Below are 14,912 nucleotides of genomic sequence, written 5' to 3'. Positions count from 1 at the left end.
CTGGGCACCAGTACCGGTCAAATCACCCTGTGATGTGGGCTCTGTGCGCAAAACTGTCAGGGTGGTTGCTCCTGGTGCTCGACGCGTATCGACGCGATCCGCTGCCCGCGGGGCGGTGACGGCCTCCGATCAGGAGAAGATCCGCAGCGCGTGGGCGGCGTTGACGCCGCGAGCCGACACGATCGCGGACTCCATCACGTTGGCACTTATCGAGCAGGAACCCGCCTACCTGGCGAGCTCCGCTCCGGACATCGCGGGCGAGATCAGGCGCAGTACCCGTGAGCACATCGGCCAGGGTCTTCGAACGCTGTCCGGCCTGCCTGCCGCGAACGACAACACCCGCGAGGTGTGGCGTCGAACGGGGCGGGAGCGCGCTCGCCAAGGAATTCCCATGGAGTTGGTTCTCAAGGCGTACACGCTCGGGAGCCGAACGCTCTGGGAAGAGTTGATGCTCGAGCGAGAACAATGCCGATCCAGCATCGACGAGCATCTGCTGCTGGTGGCGGGTCAGCAGTTGTGGCGTGCGCTGGACAGCCAGTACGAAACTCTCGTCGAGGCGTACCGGCAGGAGAGTGCCCGAATGCAGCAGCGAGACATCGCCAACGTCCTGGAGATCCTCGACGGGCTTCGATCGGGTCGTGGTGGCGATCCAGCGTTCGTCATCGAAGCTCGTGCCACACTGGGTCTTTCGGCTTCACAGCAAATTGCGTGCGTCGTCGGCCCACTCGACGATCAGGGATCTCCGCCGCTGCCCGCACCCGAGGATGCGTTGGATCAGATAGGCGCGGTATCGCATTGGAACACCAGGGACGGCCATCAATTCGCGCTCGTCGCGCTCGCCACCGGGTCGTGGAATTCTGTCGTCGATTCCCTCGCAGCGCAGGCGGTGGGGCCGGTCGGGGTCGCGCATTCACCCGAGGGTGTGTCGTCGTTCGCGGCGGCGTACCGATTGGCGGCGCTGACGGCCGAGACCATCACCGAGGGCAGCGGCGTGGCGCTGGCGACCGAGCGTCTGCCTCGGGTGATCATGGCTGCCGATCACCAATCGTCGGAGTTGCTCGTGCGGCACGCTCTCGGCAGCTTGTGGACGCATCCGGAGCCGCACCGCGGAACGCTGCTCGACACCCTGGCGCACATGCTTGCCTCCGACGGTTCGCCTACCAATGCCGCGAAGGCGCTCTACTGCCACCGAAACACGGTGATCTATCGGGTTCGACGGATCGAGGAGTTGACCGGGCACGATCTTACCGATCCCCGAGATCGGCTCCTGCTTACTCTCGCCCTGGTCAGGACGGGCCACTGGACCCGTGCCGTCGGTCAAGGGGACAGTTCGACGCCCCGCGGATCATTCAATCGAATGAATTGACGAGACATTTTTTTACTCGGTGTAACGAGCAGTCGAAGAGTGCATATATTCCAGATGGCTCCGTGCTGCTGCCTGACCCCCGACCCGGCAGCAGCGCGGAGCCTTTTTCGTTCGGATACCGAACATCGCCGAGTGAGCGTTGCCGTTCGGTTTGCGTAAGCTCGTGCGCGGGGTACTCGGTGCCCACAAGTGGAACTTTCATCGAACGGTGGTCCTGGAAGGGTCGAACGTGAGCGAGGGCAAGAGTAGGTCGGGCGACGCGCCGAAGGGCGACGAGCTCCCCGATGTACCGCCGTACGACGCTCCCACCGAGACATTCGGAGTGGTTGGGAACGGGCCCGAAGCATCGAAGCCCAGCTCCGACGCCGATCCTGGCGAGCAGCATGCTTCCGAGCCCGGTTCCGATGTCGAAGGTACGGACACCTCTTGTGGTGACGACGCGTCGACCGCTGAATCCTCTACTACCGAGGCTGTCGAATCTGCCGGTCCGACGGACGCAGTCGATTCCGATTCGCCGGCCTCGACCTCGCAACACACGCCGGTCGCGGACGAATCTCCTACCGTGGCACAGCCCGTTGTTACCGATCCGCCGGTAGCCGCCGATCAGTCCGACGCTCCTGCGGTACCGCCCTCGATTTCTCCGGACGACGGTAGTGCGCCGACCGATGTGCCCGGCGCTACGCCGCCGTGGCGGAAGATTGCCATCGGCACCGGTGCGGTATTCGCTGTTCTCACACTGCTGTACGCAGCGGATTGGTTCAGTTCGAGTGACCGTGTGCCTCGCGGTGTCACCGTTGCCGGCATCGACGTCGGCGGCAAGGCTCATTCCGACGCCGAAGCGACACTGCGCGCCGAACTCGGACCCCGAGCCGAGCAACCCGTTCAGGTCGACGTCGGCGATCGGCAGGTCGACGTCATTCCCGTCGCTGCCGGTCTCGGGGTGGATTGGAACGCGACGCTGGACCGCGCGGGATCTCAGCCCATCAATCCGATCACTCGGTTGACGTCGTTCTTCGGCAGCCGCGAGATCGGCGTCGTCTCGACCACGGACGAGCAGGCATTGACCGTCGCCATCGACGGACTTCGAGCCGAGACCGATCGCGCTCCCGTCGAAGGGGACGTCGTGTTCGAGGGTGTCACTCCTGTTGCTGTCGCACCAATGGAGGGTCGGGTGTTGGATGCCGACGGGACACGTCGAAATTTGCAGACCGAATGGGCTTCGGGGACAACGGAAGTGGCCTACGAATCCACCCCCGTCTCGGTGACGCAGGACGCGGTCGACCGAGCCCTCGCCGACGTTGCCGTTCCCGCGACGTCGGCTCCGGTGATCGTCGCGGGCAGGCAGAACGTCGACGCGACGCTGCCGACCGACCGCGTCGGCGAGGTTCTGCGCTTCGATCCGGACGGGCAGGGCGGGCTGACTCCGATCTACGACACCGATGCCGCCGCCGGCATTCTCGCTCCGCAACTCGTACGCACCGAGGTACCGCCGAAGGACGCGTCGTTCACGTTCTCCGGAGGTGCGCCGACCGTCGTACCCGGCGTGATGGGTGAGCTGGTCGAGTGGCGAAAGACTCTCGAGCAACTGCCCGCACTGTTGTCCGCGGACGGTCCCCGCACCACCGAGGCGATCTACGAACCGGCCCAGCCCGCACTTACCACCGAGGCCGCGCAGAATCTCGGTGTGCGAGAGGTGATCGCGGAATACACCACCGGCGGATTCGAGTATGCGTCGGGCGTCAACATCGGGCTCACTGCAGACATCGTCAACGGTGCGCTCGTGAAGCCGAAGGAGACGTTCTCGCTGAACGGATACACCGGTCCACGGGGAACTGCGCAAGGTTTCGTCGAGTCGGGGATCATCGACAACGGTCGACCCGATCGCGCAGTGGGCGGTGGCATCAGCCAGTTCGCGACGACGCTGTACAACGCGTCCTACTTCGCGGGCATGGAAGACACCGATCACACCGAGCACAGCTACTACATCAGCCGATACCCGGAGGCCCGCGAAGCAACGGTCTTCGAGGGTGCCATCGACCTGAAGTTCACCAATCCGAACGACACCGGCGTGGTCATCGAATCGTTTGCCAATTCGTCCAGCGTCACCGTTCGGCTGTGGGGAACGAAGACCGTCGACGTCGAATCGATAACCGGGCCGCGGACTCGGCCCACCTCGCCGGATACCGTGACCCTGCCTGCCGGTGCCGGCTGCGTCGCGTCCGGTGGAGGACCGGGCTTCACCGCAAGTGATACACGGATCATCAGCGACGCCGCATCCGGCCGGGAGATTTCGCGCAACACCAGAACGGTGAAGTACGACCCGATTCCGATCGTGAAGTGCGTCCAGCCCGATCGGCCGGATCCTTCGCCGGCACCTCGACCCGACCCCGCGCCGGAGCCGGATGAGTGACGCCCGAGCTGATTCGAATCACCTCGAGTCGGACTGTGGCGTCGACGCCCGATCGGGTGTTTGCTGGTAACAGGGACCTGCTGGAAATGATTGTGTCCGTGCGGGGGTTGCACTGCACAGGCGCTTCACTGCGCACGACCACCGAAAGGGAGCATCGCCCATGACGCTCACACGTACCGTCCTCGATCAACAGACGCTGCGTGAGGCGTACGCGCAATTCCCCAGCGGCGTAGTGGCAATCGCCGCGAAGATCGACGGCGTGCTGGTGGGATTGGCGGCGAGTAGCTTCGTCTCGGTATCCATCGATCCGCCCCTGGTGGCCGTGTGTATGCAGAACACGTCGACGACGTGGCCCAAGCTCGAATCGGCGCCCAACATCGGCGTCAGCGTTCTCGGTGAGGCGCACAACGATGCTGTTCGTACTCTTGCGGCCAAAACCGGCGATCGATTCGCCGGCCTCGAACTCACCGTCACCGACGGGGGAGCCGCCTTCATCGTGGGTGCAACGGCGTGGCTCGACACCACCATCGACCAGCAGATCCCCGCGGGCGACCACACAATCGTGTTGCTGCGCATTCATTCCCTGGACGTGCAGAGTGAAGTGAACCCAATCGTGTTCCACGGCAGCAAGTTCCGCAAACTTCAGCAGTAGTTGCTCCCGCTCCACCTGCCTCCCGCGGTGCGCTCAGTGTCCACAATTCGCTTCGCCAGGCGGGATCCCGTCGTCGACGGCAAATAGTGGACAGTCACCGCACTTCGCCCGAACCACCACCCAGCGCACACACAACAACGGCCGCACCCGTGAACAGGTGCGGCCGTTGCAATGTCAGTGGATCAGAACGCTGCTTCGTCCAGTTCCATGATGTCGTTGTCGATGTTGGTCAGGATTGCACGCGTCGAGGTGAGCTGCGGCAGGATGTTCTTGGCGAAGAACGAGGCCACTGCGATCTTGCCCTCGTAGAACGCCTTGTCCTTGCCCTCTGCACCGTTGTCGAGTGCGGTGATGGCGATTTCGGACTGACGCAGCAGCAGCCAGCCGATGAGCAGGTCGCCGAAGCCCATCAGGAAGCGCACCGATGCCAGGCCGACCTTGTACAGCTCGGTGGGCTGGTCCTGTGCGCCCATGAGATGCTGGGTCATCGATGTGACGATGGCCTGCACGTCTTCTAGCGCGGTGGCGAGCAGTGCGCGCTCGGCCTTGAGTCGGCCGTTACCGGCTTCGCTGTCGATGAACGACTTGATCTGTCCGGCAACGTGAGCCAGCGCAACGCCACGGTCGCGGGCGATCTTGCGGAAGAAGAAGTCCTGCGCCTGGATGGCGGTGGTGCCCTCGTACAGCGAGTCGATCTTGGCGTCGCGGATGTACTGCTCGAGCGGGTAGTCCTGGAGGAAGCCGGAGCCTCCGAGGGTCTGCAGCGATTCGGCCAGCACCTGGTAGGCGATCTCCGAGCCGACGCCCTTGACGATGGGCAGCAGGAGGTCGTTGACGCGGTAGGCGATGTCTTCGTCGGCGTCCGAGACCTGCTTGGCGGTGATCGGATCCTGGTGGGCGGCGGTGTAGAGGTACACCGCACGCAGGCCCTCCGAGTACGCCTTCTGCATCATGAGGCTGCGACGGACGTCGGGGTGGTGCGTGATGGTGACACGCGGTGCGGTCTTGTCGGTCATCTGCGTCAGGTCGGCTCCCTGGACGCGCTCCTTGGCGTACTCGAGTGCATTGAGGTAGCCGGTGGAGAGGGTGCCGATTGCCTTGGTGCCGACCATCATTCGTGCGTGCTCAATGACGTCGAACATCTGCGCGATGCCCTTGTGGACCTCGCCGACGAGCCAGCCCTTGGCGGGAACTCCGTGGCCACCGAAGGTGAGTTCGCAGGTGGCGGAGGCCTTGAGGCCCATCTTGTGCTCGACGCCGGTGACGAAGGCACCGTTGCGCTCGCCCAATTCGCCCTTCTCGAAGTCGAAGAGGACGGACGGTACGAAGAACAGGCTCAGACCCTTGGTGCCCGGTCCGGCACCTTCGGGGCGGGCGAGCACGAGGTGGAAGATGTTCTCGAACAGGTCGTCGGAGACGGCCGAGGTGATGAAGCGCTTGACGCCCTCGATGTGCCAGGAACCGTCGTCCTGCTTGATCGCCTTGGTGCGTCCGGCACCGACGTCGGATCCGGCGTCGGGCTCGGTGAGGACCATCGTGGCACCCCACTGGCGCTCGACGGCGACCTTGGCCCATTCCTTCTGCTCGTCGGTTCCGTTGTGGAACAGGATGTTCGCGAAGCCGGGGCCTGCGGAGTACATGAAGGCTGCGGGCTGCGAGCCGAGGAGCATCTCGTTGATGCCCCACAGGAGGTTGCGCGGGGCAGGCATGCCGCCGATCTCCTCGTCGAGGCCGACGCGCCACCACTCACCGTCGGCGAGGGCCTTGTAGGACTTCTTGAAGGATTCGGGAAGCTTGAGGCTGTGGGTTTCCGGATCGAAGACCGGGGGGTTGCGGTCGGCGTCCGCGAAGGACTCGGCCAGCGGGCCCTCGGCCAGGCGTACTACCTCGCGCAGCATGTCACGGGCTACTTCACCGTCCATGTCGCCGAAGTTGTCGCCTTCGAGTGTCTCGTCGAGTCCGAACATCTCGAAGAGATTGAATTCGAGGTCCCGGAGGTTGCTCTTGTAATGGCCCATTGCTCGTTCGCTCTCCAGTCGGTGGTGCGGTCTCGTGAGTACCGCCCAAGTTAGCTACTCGTCGGTAACTTAAGGGATGTTACCCCCGATCCGCGTCGCTGCCAAGGGCAGACCTACTCGCCAGTAGCAGTGCATCGATCGCGGTGCCGTCGCTCACGTCTCGATACCGATTCTCGGCCGTCACGATGGTCAGGCGGGAGTCGATGTCGGACACCAAATCCTCTGGTGTGTATAGGATTTCGGGTTCCTGTGGTCCCCCGACGCCGTGCTCGATGTTCGCAGAGTGGTGTCCCAGAATCATGAGGATTCCATCAGGTTTCAGCGCTGAAACTGCGGTCGACACGGCTCGGCGTCGCTCCTCCGGCGGCAGATGAAGGTAAAACATGAGAACCAGGTCATAGTTCGGCGAGGGTGACAAATGCGTCACATCAGCACGTACCCAGGTCAGGCGTTTGCGCACCGACTTGGGTGCAGAGGCTGCCACATCATTGGCCCGTGTCAGGGCCACCGAGGAGAAGTCGACGGCGTCGACGATCCATCCCCGGGTTGCCAACCAGATGGCGTTTCGACCCTGGCCCGACGCGAGATCCAGTGCGCGACCACGTTTCAGCGTGGTCGCGAGCTCGACCAACGTTGCATTCGGTGCCTCGCCGTACACGAGTTCTCGGCGGTCGTACTTGCGATCCCACTCTGCGGCGTCCACCTGCGGCAGCCTAGTGGGGGTAACTACAACGTGGCGCGCAGCAGCAGAACGTTGTAGTTCTGGTAGACGGTCGCCAGGAAGTACAGGTCTCGTCCCGTCGAGAACGGGTGGATGTACGGCGCGTAGATCGAGCTGACCTCGCGAGTGTCGACCAGAACCTCCGGTGGGCTCCACGGACCGACCGGCGACGGTGAGCGACGCAGCACGATCGAGTTGGCATTGTCGGTCGTCATCATCAGGTACTGCCCGAGAGTGGCGTTGTACGCGACGGAGAGTTCTCCCACCCCGCCGACGATGGGTGCCGCCGCGGCCGGGTCGCCCTTCTTCCAGTCCTGGCCGGTCCAGTACTCGTATTCGCCCAGCTTCGCGATGTCCTGCTCTTTGACCCGGGCAACGTGACCGAGGTTGAACCGGCCGGGCGGGGTGCCGTATTGGTAGACGTAACCGCCGTCCTTCAGGTACGCGCTCTGCTGGAAGTTACGGTCGCCGCCGACGCTGGGACGCTGGGTCTCCGGCAGCGGTGCCCAGTTCTCCCCGTTGTCGTTCGAGACTGCCAGTCCGGAGAAGTTGGTCTCCCAGGTTCCGGCCGGACCCCAGTTCTTCACCGACATCAGGTTCAGATACTGAGTGTCACCGACGGCCACGCCTGCCGTCGGGATCCGACTGATCTCGACGAACGGGATCTTGGGGCTGGGTACGACCTCTTTCGTCTGACCCAGCGGATCGCGCACGATGCTGTCGAAGTTCATGCCGTCGGCGAGGTTGCGGTCGGCGCTACGGACGATGGCATTGCTACGCCACGACCACAGGCTGCCCTGCAACAGATTGGGAATGCCGAGTCCGGCGGTGTCGCCGAATGCCGTCAACACCTCTCCGCGGCCGTTGTCCCACATGATGCCGAGATCGGTGCCGATCATGTTGACGTTCTGCGTGTTGTTGGGGCTCGACATGCCGGTCACCTGGGCGACGGCCTGGGCTCGGCCGTGCAGCTGCGGCAGCCCGAATGTGCCGTTGAGCCCCGCTATGGGATTGACCGCATTGGGATTCGCGAGGGCATTGGGGCCGGTGACCAGCAGTGATGCCGCCATGGTCAGTGTAGCGACGGTCAATGCTCTGGAACCTACGCGACTCAAGACGTTCCCCCGATTTCGATTCCACACCCCGATAACGTCAGGAACCATATCAGCGGTTTGTTCATGGGGGTAATACATCGACTGATCCGCTGTTTCGGGGTATTCGGGCGATTAGACCTCGATGTCGTAATCTGGACATCGTGAGTGATCTACCCGATTCCGGGCTGGCCAGGGATTTGTCCGTCAGTGCGATGCGGCTGAATCGGAGGCTGCGTCTGCGCCATTCCAGCGACAGATTGCCCGTCGCTCAGCTGTCGATTCTGACGACTCTGCTGCGCGAGGGGCCGATGACGACGGGTGAATTGGCGGCGCGGGAGCGAATCAAGCCACCGTCGGTGTCGAGGTCCTCGCACACGTTGGTGGAGTCGGGTCTGATCTCTCGGGCACCGCACCCGACGGACGGTAGACAAGTTGTTCTGCAGCTGACCGAGACCGGGACCGCTGCCGCGCGCGAAGAGGTTGCGTCTCGGGAAATCGCACTGGCCGAGCAGTTGGAGAACCTGACGGCTCAGGAGCGCGAGACGTTGGCGGCCGCGGCCGGGATTCTCGCCGAGATCGTCGAACAGGTCGACTGAGATCTGTCAGTTGTCGTTGCGGACTTGGTGATCGAGGGTGTCGATGTCCCATTCGAGAGTCGAGCCCAATTCTTCGGAATCGCCCCGGCGTGCGACGCGACCGAGGACGGTGGCGACAACTACCGCGCACACCATCCATACGGTCACGACTATCCACAACCCGGTCATGACACACTTTCTAGCACCCGTGTCTGTGAAATCGCCGAGAAACGGTGATTCGGCTTTGTTGCGATTCGATATTGGTCGTCGACGGCCCGCAATCAGGACATATCGAACGCGCTGCTCCACAACAGATGTGGAGATTCCCGAGTGTCATTCGATTCGAGCGAAACAAACCCAACGTAACGTACTAGATATCCCGTTTCGATCGAATTCGGTCGACGGCAATGCGGAATCGACTATCCGGTCCGCACCTGCGCGATACCGGGTCCAGATCGGATTCGAAATCGACGTCCCGTAATTCCTCGAGCATTGTCAACGACGCCCCCGCGGCCGACAATGCGGCGTGTGTGTCGGTGCCCGTCGACGGTGCGGACATGGGCACGTCGAGCAGGGCTCGTGCCATGGCGGGGTCACGCAGGCCCAGCACCCACCAGCCGCCGTCCTCGGCGGTGCCGAGCACGTCGCCATCGACGAGCCGCGCGGCTGCGTCGGACAGTATCTGTGCGGTCACCTGGGGCGTGTCCATACCGATCTGCAGTACGGCTCCATCGGTGGCCGCGTCGGCATGTGCATTCGCCAGCCGTTCCCCCAGTCCGTCGCCGCGTTGCGTGATCACCGTGAACGACGCCAGAGCCCGGATGAGTTCGTCGGCGCGGGCCGCGTCGGCAAGGGTGCCGGTGAGAGCTACGACGCGGTGGTCGACGTCGGCCGCGGCGACGGCATCGAGGGTGTCCAGTAGTGAGGCTGCGGCCAGCTCGGCCGCAGCAGCATCGCCGATCGTGGCGGCAAGGCGCGTCTTGGCCAGGCCGGGTACAGGAGCTTTGGCAACAACGAGAGCGGTGACGATCACGACAGGACCTTCCAGAAATCTCGTACGGCGACGATCGTTCCCTTCACAGAGCCCGAAACCTTGGATGTACCAGCGGTTCTCGGACGGTAGTCCACGTCATGTTCGGCAACGGTCCACCCGGCCTGGGCCGCCAACACGAGCAGTTGCAGCGGGTAACCGGAGCGTCGGTCGGTGACGTCGAGGTCGAGCAGTGCCTGGCGGCGGACCGCGCGGATGGCACCGAGATCGTGTACCGGAAGCTTGTACTTGGTCCGGAGTCGAAGGGACAGAACGGCATTGCCGATTCGGGCGTGCAGTGGTGAGCTTCCCTTGGCCGGTCGTCGACGGCCGACGGCGAGATCGGCGTGATCCAATGCGGCCACGAGGGTCGGCAGATCACCCGGGTCCATCGACCCGTCTCCGTCGAGGACGCAGACGATCTCGGTGTCGGCGGCGAGGACGCCGGCGTGCACGGCGGCACCGTAACCGGGCACGGACTCCGACACCACGGTGGCTCCGTGGGCCGCAGCGACGGCGGCGGTGTTGTCGGTGGAGTTGTTGTCCACCACTATCGTCCGATACCCCGCCGGCATCGAATCGAGCACTGCAGGAAGCGATTCAGCCTCGTTCATGCAGGGAACGACGACAGTGACCGAGCCCGGTTCAGACACGAGGTGGCCCCGTACCTTCGGCGTCGCGCAACGGTGCGTCGGCGAATGCGGTGAGGCCCTCGCGAGGCATGACCTTCGCGCGGAATCCCAGGGTCCGTTCGGCGAGTTCGGAACTGGCGACGATGTGCCGAACATCGCCGGCTCGGTACTGTCCGGTGATTTCGGGTGTCGGACCGCCACGTGCGTCGGCGAGGATACCGGCGACCTCACCGATGGTGATCGGTTGTCCCGAACACACGTTGAGCGCGGTGAAGCCGTCCAGCGCGGCGGAGATCGACGCGATGTTGGCCGCCGCTACGTCGTGCACGTGGACGAAATCACGGGCCTGCTTGCCGTCCTCGTAGACCGTCGGAGCCTGTCCTCGTTCGAGCGACGATCGAAACATCGCTGCGACACCGGAATACGGCGTATTACGCGGCATGTGCGGGCCGTACACGTTGTGGTAGCGCAGCGCTACCACCGATCCGCCGGTGGCGATTGCCCAGGCGGAGGCGTAGTTCTCCTGAGCAAGTTTGCTGGCGGCGTAGGTGCTCCTGGGTTCGAGCCTCGAATCCTCCTCGACCAGAAGCCAATCGAGTGGCTCACCGGACTGTGGATCGCGGTTGTCGAACAGGCCTGCGTCGAGGTCGGCTCGGGTGCGGGGAGGCGGAACGACGGTTTCGCCCGACGAATTGAGATAGCGTCCTTCGCCGTAGACGACCATCGACGAGGCGAGAACCAGCCGGGTGCACCCCGCCTCGTACATGGCCGCGAGCAGGACTGCCGTCCCGTAGTCGTTGTGGCTCGCGTAGGCCGGGGCATCTGCGGCGTCGACGCCCGCTCCGACGACGGCTGCCTGATGGCACACCACGTCCACTCCGCGGAGGGCCTCGACGAGTGCGTCCTTGTCTCGCACATCGAGGTCGGCGATCCCGTCGGCATGCGCGCCGGGGCCGTGAGCGGATGCGAGCATCGCGTCGACGGCCACTACGTCGAGGTCGGCGGCACGTGCGGCGTCGAGGATGTGGCCGCCGATGAAACCGGCTGCGCCGGTGAGGAGTACGCGTGTCATGGCAGCTCGATCGGCAGGGTGACGCCGGCGTGGACTCGGCAATCGGAGCACTCGCCCGTGGGTGCGTCCCGTACCGCGGAGCGGACCAGCGTCTTGAGCGGCTCGATGTTCTTCTGGAACTCCGCGAACACGTCCACCGCCTTGACTCCCTGACCGGATTCGATGCCGGCATCGAGGTCGGTCACCAATGCTATCGGTGCATAACAGAGTTCGAGCTCCCGCGCGAGAACGGCCTCGGGATGACCGGTCATGTTCACCAGTGTCCAACCCTGACGAGCGAACCACTGGCTCTCCGCGCGAGTGGAGAAGCGCGGACCCTCGACCACCACCATGACTCCGCCGTCGATCGCGGTGTCCTGGACGGCCGCCCTGCGTAACTCCCCGCAATAGGGGTCCGCGAACTCGACGTGGATTCCGCCCTCGTCGAAGTAGGTCTGCGTACGCCCGGACGTTCGATCGACGAGCTGATCGGGGATCACCACGGTGCCGGGACCGTACTCGGCCACCAACGATCCGACGGCGCACGGCGCGAAGACTCGGTTCACCCCGAGCATCCGGAGCGCCCACATGTTCGCGCGGTACGGCAACGTGTGCGGGGAGTATTCGTGCTTCCTGCCGTGTCGGGGCAGGAACGCGACCTGCCGACCCTCCACCTCGCCCAACGTGATCGGAGCGCTCGGCGGTCCATAGGGCGTATCGAGCTCGATCTGCTCGGCGTCGTCGGCGAAGAACGAGTAGAAGCCGCTACCGCCGATGACGGCGATCTCGGCCCGTCCCTGCCCGTCCTTGTTCATCTGTTCATCCTCCATCACGATCGGTCGATATGCTGTTCGGAAGTCGTGTTCGTCTCGAGGTCCGCAGGGAGAAAACACTATCCGTTACTGGAGAGAAGCCGTCGCCGGTGTGCTCGCCGTCGCGCTCGTCGTGGTCGCGTTCATCGTGCCGTATCTGGGAAACGAACTCGTCACTCCGATCATCAACCGAACGCCGCGGCAGGTGCGCGATTTCGCGGACGCGGCACCGCTGTTCGGATTCCGTGAGATTCACGTCGGCTGGGGCACCCCGTTCGCCGTACTCATCGCCGTGGCCACCGTGCTGTGGGGCCCTACGGTGGCCCGCCGGTTGTCCTGGACGCGACTGTTGTTCGTCGTATGGGGCGCGTCGGCAGCGTGGACGATGTCGTTGGCAATGGTCGACGGGTGGAAGCGCGGGTTCGTCGACCGACTGGCGTCGACGGACGAGTACCTGCACGAGGTACCGGGGATCACCGACATTCCCGAGACTCTGCGCGGATTCTCCGAGAGAATCCTGGACTACCAGGCGGATTCGTGGACGACGCACGTCTCGGGGCACCCGCCGGGGGCGTTGTTGACGTTCGTGTGGCTCGATCGCCTCGGCCTCGGCGGTGGGGCGTGGGCGGCCACGCTGTGTGTGCTGGTCGGAACCAGCGCCGCGGTCGCGGTGGTAGTCACGATCAAAATGCTGGGCGACGAGAACATGGCAAGGCGCGCTGCACCGTTCGTGGCCATCGCCCCGGCGGCAATCTGGATCGCCGTGTCGGCGGACGCATTCTATGCCGGTGTCGCGGCGTGGGGTATTGCGCTGCTGGCGATCTCCACGAAGCGGTACCTGTGGCCCGCGTCGATCGGTGCGGGAGTGCTGCTCGGTTTCGGTATCTACCTGAACTACGGGCTGGTGCTGATGGGCTTGCCCGCGGTGGCCGTACTGATTGCCGGTCGAAAGATACTGCCGTTCGTGGGCGCGCTGGTCGGAGCGTTGATCGTCGCGGGCATCTTCACGGCGTACGGATTCTGGTGGTACGACGGCTACGAGCTGGTGCAAGAGCGTTACTACCAGGGCATCGCCAAGGATCGTCCGTTCGAGTACTGGGGTTGGGCGAACTTCGCGGCGCTGTTCTGCGCGCTGGGTGTGGCTGTGCCAGCAGCGTTTCCGCGGATACTCACGCGAGTGCAGCCGATCAACCTGCTGGTGATCGGCGGCGTGGCGGCGGTGGTGATGGCAGATCTGAGTCAGTTGAGCAAGGCCGAGACCGAACGAATCTGGTTGCCGTTCGCGATGTGGATGCTCATTGCGCCGGCGGTGTTGCCGATCCGTTCGCATCGGTTCTGGTTGGCACTGCAGGTGATCGGCGCGTTGGCGATCAATCATCTGCTGTTCACCAATTGGTGAGCGGCGCAGGCGTCATCTGAGCGAACCAGCGCCCGTCGATCGGTGCCACGTCGACCACCTGAAGGCCTGCTGCACGCGCGAGATCGGCGGTGGCGTCGGCGCTGACACTGGACCACGCGAACCAGTCTCCCACCATCGTGTCGGTTTCCCAGCGGACGGTGCGATGCCGAATTCCATAGTCGCTGGGTGCATCCACCTCGGCGATGACGGCTCCGTGCGGTGCCAGCAGATCGGCAGCGCGGCGCAGCAGTCGAACAGGGTCGCCGCCGATGCCGATGTTTCCGTCCGCGAGCAGTACACAGGACCACTGGCCGGTGTCGGGCAGTGGCTCGAAGATGTCTTTCAGAACGGCGTTGCCGCCACGACCGATGGTCAGGTCGACGGCTGCTCTGGAGGTGTCGACGCCGAGGGCCGACACTCCTCGACGGGCCAGTGCCTCGGTGAGGCGACCGGGTCCGCAGCCGAGGTCGAGGGTGGGTCCGGTACATCGGCTGATCATTGCGTGATCGGCGCGACGATCCTCCGCGGACGAGGCATCCCCGCCCATCCAGCGGGCAGTGGGCAGCCGCTCCCGGGAGCCGTCGGAATCGCCTATCCAACAGGGCAATCCGGCTGCTGCGCGGTGAAAGAGTGTATCTGCGGTGACGCTCATGCTCGGCTCCGTACGAGGATCAATCGAATGAAGTAAGCGGCTGCGCTCACGGTGAACAACGCGGTGGTGAGTACGAGCCAACGTCCGAGAAAGGGCTCCTGCGTCAAACCGGTTGCGGCGCGATACGACTCCGCACCCTGCGTGAGTATCCCGGGAAAGAACAAGAGAAACGTCAGCCCGGCTCCGAGTGCGGGAATGCGAACGTAATTGACGGGAGACAGCGTCCAGTGGCGGCGCGTCGATCCGGTCAGAAGTCGGTCGGCCAGCGAGTAGAGGGGATAGAGCACGGCGTCGTGCAGTAGTACCGAACCGAAGAACCACACGACGATCGACTTCCACCACACGTCGCTGTTCCACAGCGTCTGCGGACCTGCGATCGCAACGACGTAGCCGACGAGTACGAACGACAGCAACAGGCCGACTGCGTGCAGTGGATGTCCACCGTAGATTTTCGTGAACGCTCTCATCCGAGGCTCCTGACCGTGCGATACAAACACCCG

The 14,912-nt window shown here is 64.2% G+C and carries 15 protein-coding genes; 5 read left to right on the top strand and 10 right to left on the bottom strand.

Annotated elements, in window-relative coordinates:
• Positions 1 to 61 precede the first annotated feature (61 nt).
• The 3 genes from AC5WEY_RS02145 to AC5WEY_RS02135 all read left to right on the top strand — a co-directional run bounded on the left by AC5WEY_RS02145 (position 62) and on the right by AC5WEY_RS02135 (position 4,428).
• Complete coding sequence (locus AC5WEY_RS02145) at positions 62 to 1,366, top strand: PucR family transcriptional regulator (protein ID WP_495644513.1); 1,305 nt, start codon at positions 62 to 64, stop codon at positions 1,364 to 1,366.
• 229 nt (positions 1,367 to 1,595) lie between these two features.
• Positions 1,596 to 3,776: a VanW family protein gene (locus AC5WEY_RS02140; protein ID WP_495644512.1), complete on the top strand. Its 2,181-nt coding sequence runs from the start codon at positions 1,596 to 1,598 to the stop codon at positions 3,774 to 3,776.
• 160 nt (positions 3,777 to 3,936) lie between these two features.
• Positions 3,937 to 4,428 carry a flavin reductase family protein gene (locus AC5WEY_RS02135; RefSeq protein WP_495644511.1) on the top strand — a complete coding sequence of 164 codons (492 nt, stop codon included), beginning with the start codon at positions 3,937 to 3,939 and terminating at the stop codon, positions 4,426 to 4,428.
• Between the two features lie 182 nt (positions 4,429 to 4,610).
• On the opposite strand, the gene AC5WEY_RS02130 is transcribed toward AC5WEY_RS02135, so the two are convergent.
• From AC5WEY_RS02130 to AC5WEY_RS02120, 3 genes are all read right to left on the bottom strand, one after another.
• Positions 4,611 to 6,446, bottom strand: a complete 1,836-nt coding sequence (locus tag AC5WEY_RS02130) for an acyl-CoA dehydrogenase (RefSeq protein ID WP_495644510.1) — start codon at positions 6,444 to 6,446, stop codon at positions 4,611 to 4,613.
• Between the two features lie 79 nt (positions 6,447 to 6,525).
• Positions 6,526 to 7,149, bottom strand: a complete 624-nt coding sequence (locus AC5WEY_RS02125; protein WP_495644509.1) for a class I SAM-dependent methyltransferase — start codon at positions 7,147 to 7,149, stop codon at positions 6,526 to 6,528.
• Positions 7,150 to 7,172: 23 nt separating this feature from the next.
• Positions 7,173 to 8,237 (bottom strand): glycoside hydrolase family 183 protein, encoded by a 1,065-nt coding sequence (locus tag AC5WEY_RS02120; RefSeq protein WP_495645502.1) that lies wholly within the window; start codon positions 8,235 to 8,237, stop codon positions 7,173 to 7,175.
• 185 nt (positions 8,238 to 8,422) lie between these two features.
• On the opposite strand from AC5WEY_RS02120, the gene AC5WEY_RS02115 reads away from it, so the two are divergent.
• Complete coding sequence (locus AC5WEY_RS02115; RefSeq protein ID WP_495644508.1) at positions 8,423 to 8,857, top strand: MarR family winged helix-turn-helix transcriptional regulator; 435 nt, start codon at positions 8,423 to 8,425, stop codon at positions 8,855 to 8,857.
• Positions 8,858 to 8,863: 6 nt separating this feature from the next.
• On the opposite strand, the gene AC5WEY_RS02110 is transcribed toward AC5WEY_RS02115, so the two are convergent.
• The 5 genes from AC5WEY_RS02110 to AC5WEY_RS02090 form a co-directional block, all read right to left on the bottom strand.
• On the bottom strand, positions 8,864 to 9,025 hold the full coding sequence (locus AC5WEY_RS02110; RefSeq protein ID WP_200936680.1) for a hypothetical protein: 162 nt from the start codon (positions 9,023 to 9,025) through the stop codon (positions 8,864 to 8,866).
• A 181-nt stretch (positions 9,026 to 9,206) separates the two neighbouring features.
• Positions 9,207 to 9,869: a TIGR04282 family arsenosugar biosynthesis glycosyltransferase gene (locus tag AC5WEY_RS02105; RefSeq protein ID WP_495644507.1), complete on the bottom strand. Its 663-nt coding sequence runs from the start codon at positions 9,867 to 9,869 to the stop codon at positions 9,207 to 9,209.
• A complete protein-coding gene (locus tag AC5WEY_RS02100; protein WP_495644506.1) occupies positions 9,866 to 10,519 on the bottom strand; it encodes a glycosyltransferase family 2 protein in 654 nt (217 codons plus the stop codon). The genes AC5WEY_RS02105 and AC5WEY_RS02100 overlap by 4 nt, the downstream gene beginning before the upstream one ends.
• Positions 10,512 to 11,570 carry an NAD-dependent epimerase/dehydratase family protein gene (locus AC5WEY_RS02095; RefSeq protein ID WP_495644505.1) on the bottom strand — a complete coding sequence of 353 codons (1,059 nt, stop codon included), beginning with the start codon at positions 11,568 to 11,570 and terminating at the stop codon, positions 10,512 to 10,514. Before AC5WEY_RS02095 ends, AC5WEY_RS02100 begins: the two co-directional genes overlap by 8 nt.
• Complete coding sequence (locus AC5WEY_RS02090; RefSeq protein ID WP_495644504.1) at positions 11,567 to 12,364, bottom strand: S-methyl-5'-thioadenosine phosphorylase; 798 nt, start codon at positions 12,362 to 12,364, stop codon at positions 11,567 to 11,569. Before AC5WEY_RS02090 ends, AC5WEY_RS02095 begins: the two co-directional genes overlap by 4 nt.
• On the opposite strand from AC5WEY_RS02090, the gene AC5WEY_RS02085 reads away from it, so the two are divergent.
• Positions 12,324 to 13,760, top strand: a complete 1,437-nt coding sequence (locus AC5WEY_RS02085; RefSeq protein WP_495644503.1) for a hypothetical protein — start codon at positions 12,324 to 12,326, stop codon at positions 13,758 to 13,760. The two genes, AC5WEY_RS02090 and AC5WEY_RS02085, sit on opposite strands and share 41 nt — an antisense overlap.
• Here AC5WEY_RS02085 and AC5WEY_RS02080 read toward each other — a convergent pair.
• Together AC5WEY_RS02080 and AC5WEY_RS02075 are read right to left on the bottom strand one after the other, a co-directional pair.
• Positions 13,747 to 14,412: a methyltransferase domain-containing protein gene (locus AC5WEY_RS02080; protein WP_495644502.1), complete on the bottom strand. Its 666-nt coding sequence runs from the start codon at positions 14,410 to 14,412 to the stop codon at positions 13,747 to 13,749. The two genes, AC5WEY_RS02085 and AC5WEY_RS02080, sit on opposite strands and share 14 nt — an antisense overlap.
• A complete protein-coding gene (locus AC5WEY_RS02075; RefSeq protein WP_057479656.1) occupies positions 14,409 to 14,879 on the bottom strand; it encodes a hypothetical protein in 471 nt (156 codons plus the stop codon). Before AC5WEY_RS02075 ends, AC5WEY_RS02080 begins: the two co-directional genes overlap by 4 nt.
• Positions 14,880 to 14,912: the final 33 nt, after the last annotated feature.

This window comes from Rhodococcoides sp. S146-33, assembly GCF_059489205.1.
This window is presented reverse-complemented; position numbering and strand designations above follow the sequence as displayed.